19 protein-coding genes and 2 pseudogenes are annotated in these 14,568 nt (G+C 60.2%); 12 read left to right on the forward strand and 9 right to left on the reverse strand.

The window, feature by feature from the left end; translation table 11 throughout:
* The first annotated feature begins 29 nt into the window (after positions 1-29).
* Positions 30-881, forward strand: a complete 852-nt coding sequence (locus tag EEB12_RS29255; protein ID WP_141489103.1) for an ABC transporter ATP-binding protein — start codon at positions 30-32, stop codon at positions 879-881.
* Entirely contained in the window at positions 871-1,722 is an 852-nt protein-coding gene (locus EEB12_RS29260; protein WP_141489104.1) for an ABC transporter ATP-binding protein, read from the forward strand. The genes EEB12_RS29255 and EEB12_RS29260 overlap by 11 nt, the downstream gene beginning before the upstream one ends.
* A 637-nt stretch (positions 1,723-2,359) precedes the next feature.
* On the opposite strand, the gene EEB12_RS31190 is transcribed toward EEB12_RS29260, so the two are convergent.
* From EEB12_RS31190 to EEB12_RS31195, 3 genes and pseudogenes are all read right to left on the reverse strand, one after another.
* Positions 2,360-2,467, reverse strand: a complete 108-nt coding sequence (locus EEB12_RS31190) for an integrase core domain-containing protein (protein WP_181447609.1) — start codon at positions 2,465-2,467, stop codon at positions 2,360-2,362.
* 32 nt (positions 2,468-2,499) lie between these two features.
* Positions 2,500-2,760 carry an integrase catalytic domain-containing protein gene (locus tag EEB12_RS29270; protein ID WP_181447610.1) on the reverse strand — a complete coding sequence of 87 codons (261 nt, stop codon included), beginning with the start codon at positions 2,758-2,760 and terminating at the stop codon, positions 2,500-2,502.
* A gap of 58 nt (positions 2,761-2,818) precedes the next feature.
* A pseudogene (locus tag EEB12_RS31195) lies at positions 2,819-2,884 on the reverse strand (hypothetical protein); the annotation flags it as partial.
* Between the two features lie 255 nt (positions 2,885-3,139).
* Here EEB12_RS31195 and EEB12_RS29275 point away from each other — a divergent pair.
* A complete protein-coding gene (locus tag EEB12_RS29275; protein ID WP_141489106.1) occupies positions 3,140-3,415 on the forward strand; it encodes a 5-methylcytosine restriction system specificity protein McrC in 276 nt (91 codons plus the stop codon).
* Between the two features lie 27 nt (positions 3,416-3,442).
* On the forward strand, positions 3,443-4,135 hold the full coding sequence (locus EEB12_RS29280) for a 5-methylcytosine restriction system specificity protein McrC (protein ID WP_141489107.1): 693 nt from the start codon (positions 3,443-3,445) through the stop codon (positions 4,133-4,135).
* Between the two features lie 1,232 nt (positions 4,136-5,367).
* Here EEB12_RS29280 and EEB12_RS31100 read toward each other — a convergent pair.
* Positions 5,368-5,520 (reverse strand): DJ-1/PfpI family protein, encoded by a 153-nt coding sequence (locus EEB12_RS31100; protein ID WP_306461764.1) that lies wholly within the window; start codon positions 5,518-5,520, stop codon positions 5,368-5,370.
* A gap of 64 nt (positions 5,521-5,584) precedes the next feature.
* A pseudogene (locus tag EEB12_RS31105) lies at positions 5,585-5,857 on the reverse strand (type 1 glutamine amidotransferase domain-containing protein); the annotation flags it as partial.
* A gap of 500 nt (positions 5,858-6,357) precedes the next feature.
* Between EEB12_RS31105 and EEB12_RS29290 the strand changes: the two are divergent.
* The 7 genes from EEB12_RS29290 (at position 6,358) to EEB12_RS29320 (ending at position 10,508) form a co-directional block, all read left to right on the forward strand.
* Positions 6,358-6,771, forward strand: coding sequence for a hypothetical protein (locus EEB12_RS29290; RefSeq protein ID WP_141489108.1), 414 nt, complete (start codon positions 6,358-6,360; stop codon positions 6,769-6,771).
* 104 nt (positions 6,772-6,875) lie between these two features.
* Positions 6,876-7,331, forward strand: coding sequence for a hypothetical protein (locus tag EEB12_RS29295; protein ID WP_141489109.1), 456 nt, complete (start codon positions 6,876-6,878; stop codon positions 7,329-7,331).
* Positions 7,328-7,975, forward strand: a complete 648-nt coding sequence (locus EEB12_RS29300) for a hypothetical protein (RefSeq protein ID WP_141489110.1) — start codon at positions 7,328-7,330, stop codon at positions 7,973-7,975. Before EEB12_RS29295 ends, EEB12_RS29300 begins: the two co-directional genes overlap by 4 nt.
* A 10-nt stretch (positions 7,976-7,985) precedes the next feature.
* On the forward strand, positions 7,986-8,519 hold the full coding sequence (locus EEB12_RS29305) for a hypothetical protein (RefSeq protein ID WP_141489111.1): 534 nt from the start codon (positions 7,986-7,988) through the stop codon (positions 8,517-8,519).
* Positions 8,520-8,571: 52 nt separating this feature from the next.
* On the forward strand, positions 8,572-9,282 hold the full coding sequence (locus EEB12_RS29310) for a hypothetical protein (protein ID WP_141489112.1): 711 nt from the start codon (positions 8,572-8,574) through the stop codon (positions 9,280-9,282).
* On the forward strand, positions 9,282-9,929 hold the full coding sequence (locus EEB12_RS29315; RefSeq protein WP_141489113.1) for a hypothetical protein: 648 nt from the start codon (positions 9,282-9,284) through the stop codon (positions 9,927-9,929). The genes EEB12_RS29310 and EEB12_RS29315 overlap by 1 nt, the downstream gene beginning before the upstream one ends.
* 54 nt (positions 9,930-9,983) lie before the next feature.
* Positions 9,984-10,508 carry a hypothetical protein gene (locus EEB12_RS29320; protein WP_141489114.1) on the forward strand — a complete coding sequence of 175 codons (525 nt, stop codon included), beginning with the start codon at positions 9,984-9,986 and terminating at the stop codon, positions 10,506-10,508.
* Between the two features lie 238 nt (positions 10,509-10,746).
* Here the strand turns inward: EEB12_RS29320 and EEB12_RS31200 are convergent, their stop codons facing one another.
* On the reverse strand, positions 10,747-10,941 hold the full coding sequence (locus EEB12_RS31200; RefSeq protein WP_369021484.1) for a phytanoyl-CoA dioxygenase family protein: 195 nt from the start codon (positions 10,939-10,941) through the stop codon (positions 10,747-10,749).
* Positions 10,942-11,004: 63 nt separating this feature from the next.
* A complete protein-coding gene (locus EEB12_RS31015) occupies positions 11,005-11,169 on the reverse strand; it encodes a hypothetical protein (RefSeq protein ID WP_258537456.1) in 165 nt (54 codons plus the stop codon).
* A 971-nt stretch (positions 11,170-12,140) separates the two neighbouring features.
* Here EEB12_RS31015 and EEB12_RS29330 point away from each other — a divergent pair.
* Complete coding sequence (locus tag EEB12_RS29330; RefSeq protein ID WP_258537457.1) at positions 12,141-12,623, forward strand: hypothetical protein; 483 nt, start codon at positions 12,141-12,143, stop codon at positions 12,621-12,623.
* Between the two features lie 608 nt (positions 12,624-13,231).
* On the opposite strand, the gene EEB12_RS30660 is transcribed toward EEB12_RS29330, so the two are convergent.
* On the reverse strand, positions 13,232-13,375 hold the full coding sequence (locus EEB12_RS30660; RefSeq protein ID WP_181447614.1) for a hypothetical protein: 144 nt from the start codon (positions 13,373-13,375) through the stop codon (positions 13,232-13,234).
* Positions 13,376-13,548: 173 nt separating this feature from the next.
* Complete coding sequence (locus EEB12_RS29335) at positions 13,549-14,532, reverse strand: AraC family transcriptional regulator (RefSeq protein WP_141489115.1); 984 nt, start codon at positions 14,530-14,532, stop codon at positions 13,549-13,551.
* Positions 14,533-14,568 lie beyond the last annotated feature (36 nt).

The following is a 14,568-nucleotide window of genomic DNA, read 5'->3' on the forward strand; positions in this document are numbered from 1 at the left end:
CCTTACATCGAAGCAAGGAGTTTGAACCGATGTCGATACTGCTGACTGCGGAAGCCGAGCCGGAAACGGTTCTGCGCGTGGCTGATCTGCGGATTGTCAATGAAGTCGACGAGGTTGTTCTCGTGGGCGGTGTCGATTTCGAGCTTCGGCGAGGCGAAGTCCTCGGTATCGTCGGTGAATCGGGGAGCGGGAAATCGATCAGTCTCCGGGCGGTACTCGGTCTTCTGCCTGCCGGCCTTGCGATCTCCGGGGGCACGATCGAACTTTTCGGAAGCGACACGTCCCGTTTCACGAATGTCGACTGGAATCGTGCTCGCGGGTCTGGAATTACGGCGGTTTTCCAGGACCCGGGCTCGTATCTGAATCCGTCGATCCCGGTCGGGAAGCAGGTTGTCGAAGTGCTGCGTGTCAAACGCGGATTGGGGCGCCGGGAGGCAAAGGCACAGGCGTTGACGTTGCTCGACGAAGTGCGGATTCACGATCCCGCGCTTGTGTTCCGGCAGTACCCGCACGAACTCTCCGGAGGGATGCTTCAACGTGTACTCCTCGCGATAGCCGTATCGCTGGAGCCACGCATTCTGATTGCCGACGAGGCAACGACCGCACTCGACGTCACGGTACAGGCAGAGGTACTCGACCTGATCGTCGATCTGACCGAGCGTCACGGGCTTTCACTGATCGTCGTATCCCACGATCTAGCTGTTGTCGCTCAAGTTGCCGACGAGGTTGTGGTGTTTCGTGACGGTGTCATCGTAGAACGCGGATCAACTGCACAAGTGCTGCACGATCCGCAGCACGAGTACACCCGGCTGCTCGTCTCGGAACACGAGCTTTACGGTCTCGATCGATTCACGAGAGAGGTTGCCGCACATGTCTCTTGACCCGAAACCCTTGCTCGACGTCCGGAACCTCGACGTCTCATACGGCCGTGGCGCGAAGCGCCGCCAGATCCTCGACGACGTCAGCTTCCGAATTGCCCCCGGTGAAGCACTAGGCCTGATCGGCGAGACGGGCTCGGGTAAGTCGACTATCGCGCGCGCGGTGCTCGGGCTCATCGAGACCGAGGGCGGAAAAATTCACGTCGACGATCATGATCTGACGACGCTTTCGCGCGCCCAGTGGCGCCAGTTTCGCCGAGAAGGCATCGTGCAGTATGTCTTTCAAGATCCGTTGCGCAGTCTCGATCCGGAGCGCACGATTGCACAGTCGCTTGCCGAGCCTCTCGAAATTGCGGGAGTACTCGGTCGTGGCGTGATCCGTGAGCGGGTTGCGGCTCGTCTGGCGACAGTTGCTCTCGACCCCGACATTCTTCCCCGTTTCCCCGGTGAGATTTCCGGTGGTCAGCGTCAGCGGGTCGCGGTCGCGCGTGCGCTCATCACCGACCCCCGGCTCATCATTCTCGATGAACCGGTGAGCGCGCTCGACTCGGCGAACCGCGTCAATGTCATCGAGATCCTCGCTTCGCTGCGTGACTCGGGTGCAACATTGCTGTTCATCTCTCACGACCTCGGCTCAGTCGCTGGAGTAACAGATCGACTCATCGTGCTGTATCGAGGTCGGGTCGTGGAGGAAGGATCGACGGCTGATGTTCTGTGTCGGCCAGAGCATCCGTACAGCCGACTCCTTGTCGGTTCCGCTCCGACGCTGCGCCGCGGCGCAGTGGACCGCACGGAGCGAGAGGAGCTACGGAGGCTACTGACTGAGCATCCGTCTGGCCGCTAGTGGCGGGTGAGGCACCTCAGCGAACGCCGAGAACGCACTGTTCGGAGGGCGGAGGTGCCCAACAGCCGGAACCGTGGACGTAGTGCCGTGGTCCGACCCGCAGTTGATTTGCTCAGGCCGACGTGGCATTCGAATCGTCGACTCAAGTTGCAGTTTGAGGGGTTCGATTATCCATGCGCGCTAACCGAAATGTGGAAAGTCTTATGGCGCACGGCTGGAAAACTGGAAATGCCGCAGGCAACAGGCAAAGGTGTTAAGGCGGATGAGGTGGTGGCGAGTACGGATACGTTCGGGATTCGAGGCCCCTCGGCCCTGATCGTTGGTCGGGGCGCTCGGTGAATCGAGTCAGAAGTCGAAGCAGAGAGAGTCTGATCTCGCATCGGAACGATGTTGCAGCCGCTCATGATTCGTCACCCTTGGCCTCGCGGACCGAGATGGGGATGAACTCTTCTAAGTGGTCGTCGGTCGAGTGGTGCCGCTGAGTTGGTAGCAGCAATCGAAGGGGGCCTGGAAGGATCCCGTTTGGTGAGCCACTCGGTATCAGAGAATCAACGCGTGTGAATGCAGATGGCAGCGTACTCATTCGGAGTTCGGTACGCCAGCGATGAATGACGATGTCGGTTGTTGTAGTCCTCCTTCAGTCCTCGATGACCACCCGGGCTTCGAGGAGACTGTGGAGTTCGTTCAAGTTCAAGCACTCGTCGCGAACGCGATTGTTGAAGGATTCGATGTACCGTTCTTCCACGACTGACCAGGGGGAACATATCCGATTCCCAGTCAGTCCTCACAGAACCTCCGCAACGCCTCGGAGATGCACTCGGGTCCATTGTCGCACCGCAACACCTGCGGCGGGCCATTCCAGAGCGCGAACGCCTTCTCCAAAGCTGCGACGAGATCCTCTGCTGGGATAGATCTCTCGACCATGTTGAGCACCGACTGACGGGTGTGTTCGTCGACCATCGACGCGATCTTGAACTTCCTCCCGTCCGTCGTCGAATCGAACTGGAAGTCGATCGCCCCACGCCACCTTCGGTGCATTCGCCTCGGTGATCGGAGTGGTCGAGGCGCTGGCACGTTTCCGGATCTTGCGGACCTTCACCCGCAATCCTTCCTTGCGCCAGAGGCGCTGCACCTTCTTCTTGTTGATCACCCAGCCGGCGGCACGTAGATCCGCTCACGCTCGCCGGAACCCTTTTCGTTGGTTGGCTTTGGGCTAGTCTCGCAACCATTTCAGTAGTGACCCTCTTCGAGCGGCCACCGTGCGGTTACGGCTGCGCCGGCTGCCTGGTGTGCCGCCCGAAGGTTTCTTTGGCGCCTGAGGGCGCTGCCGCGTTCGCGGCCCCTGGGCTGGTCACGGTCACACCCACGGCCACTCCCGGCGTGTTCGCACTGGCTGCCACCGAAGAAGATCGGTGCCGTGACCATCGGTGCTCTCATGGTGAGGGTGGAATCGAAAACACCGATCAGCTGCGTGATGTGGATGATGGGATACGCCGGTGACCCTGCGTGGTGGTCGCAGCACACCGCACTCGCCGACACGGATACCGACCTGGTTGCGGCGTTGGCCGAAGCGTTCGTCGTCGCCGCCGAGCGCGCGACTGCCCGCGGGTTGCTCTCCGGCTACCGCGAAGTCGAAGGCTCGGGCCCGGTCTTGCGCGGGCGGCTACGCGCGGGTGATCCGCCCGGCGGGTGATCCGCTACGACGAATACGGGCGAAGACATCGCCGAAAACCAGCTGCTGCTCGCCGCCATCGTGATTCTGCTCGGTTCCGCGGTAGTGCCGCCCCTTCTGCAGACGAGGTGGGCCAGGGATTGCCGCGCCCTCGCAGACGTCACACCGCCCACCGCTGGTGCCGAACCCTCGGCGGCGCGAACGAGATTGAACGAGCGCTACCACTGGGCACTGCAGTTGGCGGAGCTGATCACCTCGCATCGGTCCATCGAGCACCGCATCGGGAACGTCGTCGTGCGAGGCTTCGTCCTCGACATGTGGAAAGTGTTCGAGGATTTCCTGATGACCACCACCGTTGGTTTGAATTTGAACGGGCGGTCCACGCGAATCACTACAACAGTGATCCATGATGAAGGGCCTTCGCTGAATTTCATTCGGCACGAAGCCCATTGCCGTGAAGTGGTTCCCGGACCGATCCTGGATACGAGTTGCGGAATCAACTACATGGGATCGCGGTTCACCGTCTCGGAGGCGAGCCCCAGATTCAACTACGGACCAGCTCAAGGGTCGAACATCGTCGATGCCGGCACTTACTTCATCGAAGGGCGTATGCAGTTTCAGCCATCCGGCTGCGACTATGTCTGGTCGATTCCGACAACGGCTTCAGTATGGGGTTCTGGGACACAGAGTGAACGATTCATCTGCCCCACCCAAAACCGAGTCTGCTATTTCAATCGCTGATCCGAAACTCCGTGCGCATCAATGTCTCTGCCCGTCAACCAAACAAAGGACAAAGGCATGACATCTCTACCAAAAATCATTCCAGGTGCCATCGCCGCAGCAGCTGTTCTTGCACTGGTAGGCGCGTCACCAGCTCAAGCGGAGGTGCGCACCGGTTGGGATCGGGCCCACCCCCGCCGGTCAACGGCACGATTTTCCTCCACACTTCGACTATCGACAACGGGGGAGTGCCCATCGACAGCAGTCGGATTTACACCGCGTTCGCCAACGTGGTCTCCCGGGTATCGTGGGAGCGAAGGCGCGGGCTGTTCCGGGAAGCCGCCCTGTGTAGAGTGCCACCGACTACCGGATTGAATGCCCTCATCTCTAACTCCCAAGTTGCCAGCGCGCAGAGGGACTGCGGTGCAGGCTTTTTACAACAGTTACGGATTCGTGGCAGTTCTCAATCAATCGAACGGTTCCATCAACGAATACGTCACGTTCGCGAGCGATCCGCTCCAGTTCCCTGCGCCCTCAGCGTCAGCCCGCTCCCGCAGCGGGCGAGAGCGGAGTCAACGCCAGGGGCGAGACTTACGGGGACGCGCTGAACATTCAAAGCGACGCTGAGCTGCCTGACTTGGTTAGTGCTATCGGATCCGACCTGCAAGCCGGATTCGTCAGGGCGATCTGACGGCGCAACCGTCCACCGATACCGCGACCACGAGAATTGTATCGCTGCTTTCGCGCGAGGGCGAGATAATCGGTCAATTCCAGATCGGGTAGTCGACGTAGTCGACAAGCGTTGACGATTATCGCCGCTACGTACGTCAGGCTTCTGGCCGATTGAATCTGCTGGCAGATGCGGTCCACGCCGGGCTGTGCATGTCGTGTATCTGTTTTGTGGAGACGTATTATTGCCCGTGAAAAAGGGTGTAACGCGGTGTTTCAGGCCGGAAAGCGGGAAACGGGCTCGCCGTCGAAGACTGCGGTCCCTTGCTCTGTGCCGACCGCGTCGCAATGCTCGGGGTCAGTCCGGTGTACGACCGCTGGTCGCTGTGACCGCCAGGCGGGCGAGCGATTCAGAGGAGGCAGGATTCTGGCCGGTGTAGAGGTTTCGGTCCACGATTACGCATTCTTCGCAAGGTTGTGAAGCGGCACCGTAGACGCCCCCTCGGATACAGGTCGGTTCTGCAAGAGCCACTTTGCGCGGTCCGCGAAGCCGACCTGGTTTTCCTCGACGTTGCTGAACGCGGTCAGCCTGTGGCCGGTGAATAGCCAGGAACCACTTTCGTTCGTGCCGGAAGCAGCGCTGCGGGACCGTGGCATACCGCCGCAACCGGTTTCCCGGAATCGTGGAAGTTGCGGATGAGGTCCCCGAAGTGTTTCGATTCGGCAAGATCTTCCATCGGGCCGTCCTCCTGGGATGAACACGAAGTCGAATTCGTCGGGATTGATGTCCTCCAGCGCCGTCGGATTGTTGAGTTCGTCGGCGATCGAGGTGAGATAGTCGGCGATCTTTTGACCGGCTTCGGCACCGCCGCCGTTCATCTCTGGAGCGAAGCCCGCTTGGTCAGCGGTGGGTGACACGGCGCCCGGTGTCGCGATTGTGATCCGGAGGCCCGATTCAGTGAAGATGCGGTGCGGCGTTGCGAGTTCTTCTGGCCAGTACCCGCAGGGGTGTTTGGTGCCGTCTGCGAGTGTCCAATAGTCGACACCGGTGACGGCGATCAATACGGAAGGCATCCTGATTCCCACCTAGTCATTTCGATGCGGGCGAACCGTACTGGCAGTGTCATTTGGACGATTCCATTTCCACGCCCACCGAGGTCTCGTAGATTACGCACAGTTGCGGTTGTGCAGTTAGTGCAGTGGTGAATCAGCGAGGAATGTGCAACGAGTCAGCAGGATTCCAATATTGATCGTGCGCATCGATCAGTTGGTGGGGTATGTGTGCAGGGCGCGCGATCGGAATATTGAGAATGTGCCGTAAGGCCTGCTTGCGGTAGGCGTGTGATGTCCCACTTGGATGTTTGCCGATAACCTTTCATGCCGTAAAGGCTCACAGGATTCAGTAATTGACGAGTGAAAAATCCGCGTCTACGGTAATTCTGGATGTGAGCGGCATCACTAGACGGGACGTGTGGGCGCACTGACCGTGCCAGCGTCGAGCGCCGGGCCGATCCAGTGAAATGTGCATCAGCACAGTCTATTCCAGGAATAATCCACTCGACAGGAGTCGAACCATGACCGACAAACTGACATTGTTCTCACAGGCGTGGTGCGAGAAGGCGCGCGAGGCTGTCAACGCGAACCCTGAGGTGCACAAAGGGTTCAAGGACCCCGATTCCTTTACCAACCGAATGGAATTCGGCACCATCGGGCGGGACGACGTGGCCTGTCATATCGAGTGGGAGAAAGCGAAAGTCATCTCATGGACAATCCGCAAGTTCGACGAGAGTGTTCTCTGGTTGAAAATCAATGGCACCCTCGAGACGTGGAAGCGCGCTGCCGAGGGAGATGCGGAGGGCGGAAAACTCCTGCTGGCCGGCAAGATCAAATTCGCCAAGGGCCCTATGTCGGCAGCGATCGAAAACGCTGCAGCATTCAATAATTTCCTGTTGTCGTGGGGGCAGGTGCCCACGGACTGGGACGTGTGACGCACTAGTAGACGGGCCCGTGTGGGACTTGCGTGTTCTCCGCAAGTCCCACACAGGGGCCGATCTGAGAATCGCTGACCCCTGCAGTGAAAGGCCAAAATCGTATGTCCACAGTTGAATCCGAGATTTACCCGGTCACCCTGTACGACGGGGAGGACGCCAACGGCGTAGCAAGCATCGTCGGGATGATCCTCGGGCAGAACATCGAAAAGTTCCCCGACCGCAGAAGATTTGCCCGCAAGATCTCGCGTCCCGTGTCGATCTACAGCACCGACACCGAGAGTGCCTGCACGATTGTGTTCGGCACGAACGAGGCAATTGTCTACAACGACATCGTGGGCAGGCCGAGCGTCACCATCAGTGCCAGCGTGGATCAGATCCTAGACGTTTCACAGTTGCCGATGAAGGCTGGTGGGCTGATTCCAGTGGGTTTCTTCACTAGCCGTGGGATGACCGTGCTGGGCGGGATCCTCACGCATAAGCTGGTCGTGAAGGGCCTTCTCACACACACGTTGACGGCATTGCGCACCATCGCGCTGGTCTCGGTCGTCGAATCGTGACGGCAATTTCGGGCCGGAACCGGCATGCGTTCGACGCCGAGGTCACCGCGCCGATCCGAACATCCAGTGAGGTGCCACCCGAGAGCTCCGCCGATGCGCCGCGACGCGCGTCGACCAGAATGAATGCGGCGCGCATCCTGCTGGTTCTCGCGCTGATTCCTGTAGGTGCGTTGTACCTGTATCCGCGGATCTCCGAACTCACGGCCACGCCTTATCGGCTCGACCAAGCCGTGGTGTCCGCCGGCAACTACAACCCCGCACTGAACCAGATCGTCGAACACGAGAAAATCACCCTGGCCGCATTTGACGCGCTCGACAAGATGGACGCATCCCTGGCGAGTGTCCTGAGCACCGATGTGACCGTGACGACGGAACTGAACTCCCTCACTGGCCGGATCACCGGCGACATCCAGAAAACCCTCGATCTAGCAGATGCCAACGTGGCTGATCTCGTCGTCTCGCTCGATACGTTGACCACACGTATCAGTTCCTTGCAGGCACCGGTAGACGGCGCTACTACGGCTGTCGCCGCGGACCGCGCCACCTTGAACGCCATCCTCACCGACATACGTGTGACGGCAGAGAAGGTGCACAGTGCCCGCCTCTCAGCGGAAGAATCCGCTAACGACCTGTCTGGAAAGTAGGAGAAATACCTTGATTTTCTTCGGACGCCGCGGCGGGCCAGCCCGGATGGTTCTGTCGATAGTCGCGGTGGGTGTTCTCGGCCTTCTTGCCTTCGTTGTGTTCAATCTGAACACCCGACTCGACAACCAGCAACGCGCCAACAGGACCAGCATCACCGCATCCCAAGGCATTGTCGACGTCAACGACCGACTGACCAAGCAGCTCCAACAATTGACGGAACTGACCCACACCGCGCAAACCGCACTCGATGCGACCTCCGCACTCGGTCCATTGCTGACCAAGCTCGATGAAGCAATCACTCCGGCAGCCGGGATGCTTGCCAACAGCACCGACGGGGCGCAGTTCACGAACGAGCAACTGACCACCATCCAAGGCATCCTCGACGAGGTCCAGAACACCGTGCTCCCGCTCGTGAACTCGGCGCAAGCTTTCGGTGACCAGGGGCGTCAATTGTTGGTCATCGTTCGGGGACTCGTCGGCGACCTGCAGGGTTCAGTGACGGCTGCGCAGACCATCAACCAGATGCTTCCACTCCCGGGATGAGCCGGACAGACTCCGCCTCACCGAACGCACCTACTCTCCGACTGGACGTGACATGCAGCAGGACAACGATTTACGGATAGAGCAAGTCCCCCGGCGTGGGCTGGCCGGACTTCAGCGACGCGATATTCCAGCATCGGCGATGCCATATCGAAAGGGCGCACTGCCCTACCGCCTGGACCTGCCGAGCAATACACGTGCGACAGCGAGCTCGAGTGGGTACGCCATCGTCACCGAATGGTTGGGCCGTCTCGCTGCGGTCTTGGCGGTGATCCTGTTCGGGTTGGTTCTCGCGGCCATCCACAAGGGTGAGCTCGTTCAGGACAGCGCCCGCACGATCGTGGACAATTTCCGACTGACCAACGACTACTTCAGCCAACGGGCCGATCTGACCGCTCCGGCAACCGCCCGTAAGCAACTCGATGAATTGGCGACGGTGTTGGCTGACCTCAATACCGCGACCGCCGCCGACGTCGACCACCTGGCCGCGTTGCTGCCCGACGCGCGAGCGTTGCTTGCCGCCGGTCAGGGTGACGCCGAGATTGCCGGGCAACTCGAAACTGTCGCCACCACACTGCAGGGCTCGGCAGCATCGCTACATCAAATCTCTGCCGATGCGAACACCACTGTCAGTGATGTGAACGAGGAGCTCACCACCGCGATCGAGCTGGTGAACGCCCTCAACGCGGAATTGACGCGGACGACGAACAAACTCGCGCTGATCCCCGAACAGGGAGCCTTCATTCCAGCACCTGGAGGGAACTGATGATCACGAAGAAGACGTGGCTCGGGGTCGTGGTCGGCCTGGGGTTTGCGCCCACAGTTCTACTCTGCGCCGTGAACGGGTTCGTTCCCGCCCTCGAAAACGTAATCGACCCATTGGGACGACCGTCGCAGCTCAGCCTTGAGGTCATCGATTCCGCCGACCAGTTCGACACCCTCACTTCGATTCTCGTCCCCAAACATGCCCAACTTGCCACCGATATTCAAGCCCTGACACCGCTGGCACACGACCTGGAAGGTCTGACTGCTAAGGCCGCTGAGCTGACCGGACAATCCAAGACGCTCAATATCTCCACCGGTGGCGTCAGCACGATTGCCGCGCCTCTGCCGGGTCTGGTCGCGAATGTGACCGCCCGCGCCAACCAAGCGGGCCCAACGGTGGCGGGGCTGTCGATGGCGGTCGGATCGGTCACCACGCAACTCGAGGCCATCAACACCGGTTTGACCACGGTCTCGGGCACTCTGGGTACGCTCGAACCTAAGGCCACCGCCATCGCCGCGACCCTGGCGAACGTCGAGGAAGAAGCCCGCCATGTGCAGGCACTCGGGCCGCTGCTCTCGGTGATCGGCCCGCCGGTCAATTCTTTGAACCTCCCCCCTCTCGGCGTGGCGGCTACCCCTAACCCGTAACGCTCGGACGGATCTCGAACAGCGATCACGACGCGAGTGAAAGGCAAACACGACATGTTCCGACTATCCTGGGCGATTGCCCTGGCATTCACCATCGCACTCTTGTGCGGCATTCTGATCGTCACACGGGATCTGAGTATCACCAATGACATCTTCAAAGACGGTGTCAGTCAGGCGAAAACAGTAGACAACACCACCAACGATGCACTCGCCGGGGCACAGGAATTACCTCCGGCGAACACCGCGATCAACCGGGGCCTGCCCGAAGTCGTCGGCGTGCTCAATTCCCTCGCCCACGCGGATCGGACCCTCGGCGACCTCGGCACCCAACTTCAGGCACTCGGCGACGCCCTCACATCCGCGGACGCGCCCCTTGCCGGGATCATCACCGCAGGCGCGTCGGCAACCGATCAAGCCAACGCCGCCGCCGTTCCAGCGGCGCAGATCGTGCACACCCTTGCCGACGCGGACGCCAAGGTTCAAGCACTGGCCCCCCTGCTGGACCAGACACTTTCCCTCGGGCAGACAATCGATCAGAAGCTACGGATCGCCCTGATACTGCCGGTCATTGGAGAATGATCACCACCGCTACGCGGGGCGGGACGACCTCGGACTCCGGCTCCTGGCGAGCTGGGGCATCTGAGGTTGTCGCGGATCCGGACCGGACCTCGTTTCGCCGCGCGGTCTCCGGTTGCCAAGGCCGACCGGGGGCGTGGGCGTAAAAGTTGGTTGATAGGACCGAAGTCTCATCAGTCCTCGTGCGACGGGTTCTGCCAGACAACGGGAAACATGTCACCGCCGATCGGCGAGCCGGGAATCATCGTAGGGACCGATCGGCCGCCGATTTCGACGATGTGGTCGAAGCTGTTGCCGGGCCGTGGATCCCAGACGACTTGGTCGCCGGTGAATATGGTTGTGACGGCACGACGGGGCGGGTCGAGTGGTTGGCGGGTGAGCCGTGAACGGTCTTCGGGTGGTGCAGGAGCGCGTCGCCTGGCTCGGCGAGCCCGATGAACCAGTCATGACGGTCGTAGTCGGCGCCGAAATCGGGCGGTTCAGGGTATGGCGAATGTTGTTACACGGCAGAAACTTCAGGGTTGCCGCTGAAACTGAGAGGGCGGTACACGGGTCCGAGATGGGAGCCTTTCAGGTAGTGAACAGCGCCGTTGTCGCTCGCGACGGTGTCGAGAGGAACCCAGATACGGAAGTACTGCTCGCCGTCGATCGGCAGGTAAGGCATAGTCCTGGTGGAAGGGTGCGCCCTGGGCCGCCCCGGGTTCTTGCGCGAACACCTGGTCGTAGAAGAACCGCAATGATCCTGCGGTTGGATGCATTTGACGGGCGATGTCCTTGGTCGGCCCTTGCAGAGCCCATGAGTCGAATGCCGAGTCGACGAAGCGAGGAAAGGCCTAGGAAAAGAATCGGGGTTGAACTGGGGCCGTGTAGTTCTGAGAAGTAGAATGAACGTCCGTCATCAGCCGATCCACTGCAATCCGGAGATAATCGATCCATGATGGAGCGATCACGTCCTTGAGTCGCGCGTTACTCCATGAGCGACGAAATCTGCCCGTTCCTCGTCGGTGATCGCACGGAGCAATCCCTCGGAGGGGTGGTCGCCCGGATTATTGCTGGTCATCGGACCTCCTCTGCAGTAGATGATTCGCGGCAGCGCCGTTGCCCTCGCGATGTTCGCGTCAACGAGTGAGCAGTGAGCGCACAACGGAGCGCCGACAAGTCCTGTTGCTCTGTGGTATTGAGTTGTGGCGCTGTGGTAGTTACATGGTCAGTACCGCGCCAACTGCCACTGCCGCGGCGATCATGAACACCGACCAGAGTAGGAGATCCCACAGTCGGCAATGTGTGTCCGGCTGGTCTCGACCCATGCTCGGTGTTATCCGGGCGGATTGTCTTTTGAGACCACCTCGTTTTCTAGGCTGGTCCGGACTCGAATTTCACCACTGACGCCCTGGAGTGTGGTTGGCATGGTCCGGTGTTGCGTCCGACCGGTCGGACGTCCCGATTGCCCACTGATTGGTCCCGGCGGAGTGAAGTTGATCTGTCGCGCATTCATTCACGACTAAGAAGACATACTACCATAATAATTGACGAGCGATCTTTTCACTCTTATAATTATGTGATCCACGACACAATGTCGAGGTCTCGGGTGGTAAGCCCGACACGCACGAGCGGATGCAAGAAGAGGCGCGACCAATGGACGCGACGGACGATTTTTTCAGCTGGACTTCACGACGAGCTGTCATCGGGACAGCTCCCCGAGCCGCCACAGCGCCTGAAACAGTTTGGGCGCCTGACGATGTGGTGGACGATTCGCCGAAGCGGGGCCTCGATGTCCGGCTTGTGATTGCCGGGCGCCACTGCCGCTTGATCACTTTCACCTATGACGGCGACGACTTCGTCGTGGTGATCATCGGATCGGTACGCGGCCGACACGATGTGCCTGTCCGGGCTGTCGACCAAGAATCGCTACTAGTCGATGCGCGCCGGACCTCCGCACTAGCGGAGATACTGATCGGCATTCCGATCGATCCCACGACGGTGGATCCCGTACGGTGTCGCGAGAGAATGTTGGCCAGCCAGCTGCTGCGGGGCGGTCCGATTCGTCAGATGGTCAGTGTGACCGAGGTTTACTCGGTTCTGGTGCCGGTACTTGCACCTGTCCAGCGCGCGGCGTAATCCCTGTTCCTGAACGGTAACTGGACGCACAGCAATGCCCGCAGAAACATCACGATGGTTGTACACGGCAGTCACGTCGGGAGCAATCAACACCCGGAGTCGCGATCCAGTAGGGCCGACCGAAGGGTTGTTCCCAAAGAGTCGGTGCGGTCGCATCGATGCCAACCGGCATCGGTGATCCGACCTTCACGCTCACCGTCGTCTTCACTGCACTAATCGGTGGACACCCACCCGGCGCATAAGTGATCCGCCGGCCATGCCGACTCATCCACGGCAGCGGAAAACGCCGTCAGCACCATCACGCTGCCTGAGCTCTGTGCACCGGCAGCGCAGTGAGCGCTCCGCGCCTCGATTCTCGACTCCTGTGGGTGGATTCGAGTGTGGAAAGAGCTGAACCGGTTACTCGAACCGGCTGTCACCGAAGAGGGGTGGTGAACCTTCGGGAGGGCTGGTGAACCTTCGGACCAGCGCGAGCACAGAAGTTGGGGTGAGTACCCTGCTGCTAGAGCACTCACCTCCAACTGCTGCCGCTTTCACCTCCTCTCAGGAAACGGCAAGTGTCGACTTTCGGGTCGTCGGGTGGGGTCCAAGAGCTGGCCCACGCATCATCAGACCGAGCACACCGGCGACACTAAGACCGCACCCAGAACGAGAGCCACGGGGTCACGTGAGCTCTTCCACTCCTTCGGGTTTTGCAGGATGCTGGTGACGAGGGGGAACAGGAACAGCAGCAACCCAAGTGCGGCGCTCACTCCCAGAAGGATCTTCTTGGCCGGCATCATCACCTCCCGTTTTTCGAGTTCTGCTTCGCAGCAGCCAATTTCGAGGTCCGCAGACTGCCTGGATCCCGTGCTGTGCGGATTTCGTCAGATGAGATGCGTGGCTGCGCACAATCGACGGTACGACCTCCGCAGTATTTCGCGTATCACTTGTCTGCGGGAAAGCGCAATAATTCTGCTGTTCTGGTCTGGGCGAGGTCGTGTCCGTCGACGGCCTCCTGTGCGGCACAGGAGTAACTACCGTTTGCGTATTCGCGGGGTGTGACTGTGTATCTCCGCTTGAACTCGGTAATGAAGTGGGATGCGCTCGAATAGCCCACCGCGCGTGCGACTTCGCTGACACTGTTGCCGGATCCGGTCAGTAGCATGCGCCGCGCAGCGTCGAGTCGCTCGGCTTTGAGGAACTGGTAGGGACTTACGCCGATTCTCGCGCGGAAGGTGTGCGCAAACGCCGATTCGCTGAGCTGAACTTCTCGCGCAATGTCGTTCACGGTGATCGAATCTGTAAGGTGCGATCTGATGTATTCAATCGCCGCCCGCGTGGGGTCGGCGGCGGACTCGCGTGCGACAACCTCGAGCGGATCTTGGCAGCACACGATTTGGAGAAGGAGATACACAATCTCCTGCAGGCAGATCGGTGCGAGGACACGCTCGTCGAGTTCGCAGTCGAGGGTACGAAGAAATCGGAGAACGCAGTGGAGTAGTCGCGCGTCCGCACTGAAGATGCCGCTGCACTGGTTGTAACTGGTTCGGGCGCGAGAGGTCATCGTCACTGCCGATGCATCACTGACCAGGACATCTGTTGATATGCGACGAATGACGGCCGCGTCGATCTGCAGAAACATTGCGATGAAGGGTTGGTCGGCGGAGATCGCGACGATTTCCACTCTAGGGCATAGGCGATCTGTGAAAACTACACCTTGAAAGGGCTCGCAACCGTACGCGGTTCGATCGATTTCTAGCGAAATACGGCCCTGGGCAACGAGTCCGAAGGTAATGCCCTGGGCAGGCTCCCGTAGGTAGGGGCCCGTCTCATCGAACCTGCAGACGGTCAGCCCTGGCCGCACCTCCCGCGCTCCGACTCCGCCCACCCAGCGGTTCAGCTCGGCGAGCAGTTCTTGTGTTGCCATTGACTGAGCCACGCGGTCCACGGCTGCGCCTTTCGT

The organism is Rhodococcus sp. WS1, assembly GCF_003797745.1.
Taxonomy (GTDB): Bacteria; Actinomycetota; Actinomycetes; order Mycobacteriales; family Mycobacteriaceae; genus Rhodococcus_F; species Rhodococcus_F erythropolis.

Excerpts from the sequence above, each read along its gene's own strand:
- EEB12_RS29295 (WP_141489109.1), top strand. The coding sequence starts at position 6,876 with ATGTCCACAGTTGAATCCGAGATTTACCCGGTCACCCTGTACGACGGG.
- EEB12_RS31100 (WP_306461764.1), bottom strand. The coding sequence starts at position 5,520 with ATGGAAGATCTTGCCGAATCGAAACACTTCGGGGACCTCATCCGCAAC.
- EEB12_RS29260 (WP_141489104.1), top strand. The coding sequence starts at position 871 with ATGTCTCTTGACCCGAAACCCTTGCTCGACGTCCGGAACCTCGACGTC.
- EEB12_RS29310 (WP_141489112.1), top strand. The coding sequence starts at position 8,572 with ATGCAGCAGGACAACGATTTACGGATAGAGCAAGTCCCCCGGCGTGGG.
- EEB12_RS29255 (WP_141489103.1), top strand. The coding sequence starts at position 30 with ATGTCGATACTGCTGACTGCGGAAGCCGAGCCGGAAACGGTTCTGCGC.
- EEB12_RS31015 (WP_258537456.1), bottom strand. The coding sequence starts at position 11,169 with ATGCCTTACCTGCCGATCGACGGCGAGCAGTACTTCCGTATCTGGGTT.
- EEB12_RS29290 (WP_141489108.1), top strand. The coding sequence starts at position 6,358 with ATGACCGACAAACTGACATTGTTCTCACAGGCGTGGTGCGAGAAGGCG.
- EEB12_RS29315 (WP_141489113.1), top strand. The coding sequence starts at position 9,282 with ATGATCACGAAGAAGACGTGGCTCGGGGTCGTGGTCGGCCTGGGGTTT.
- EEB12_RS29330 (WP_258537457.1), top strand. The coding sequence starts at position 12,141 with ATGGACGCGACGGACGATTTTTTCAGCTGGACTTCACGACGAGCTGTC.
- EEB12_RS29320 (WP_141489114.1), top strand. The coding sequence starts at position 9,984 with ATGTTCCGACTATCCTGGGCGATTGCCCTGGCATTCACCATCGCACTC.
- EEB12_RS29270 (WP_181447610.1), bottom strand. The coding sequence starts at position 2,760 with ATGCACCGAAGGTGGCGTGGGGCGATCGACTTCCAGTTCGATTCGACG.
- EEB12_RS29335 (WP_141489115.1), bottom strand. The coding sequence starts at position 14,532 with ATGGCAACACAAGAACTGCTCGCCGAGCTGAACCGCTGGGTGGGCGGA.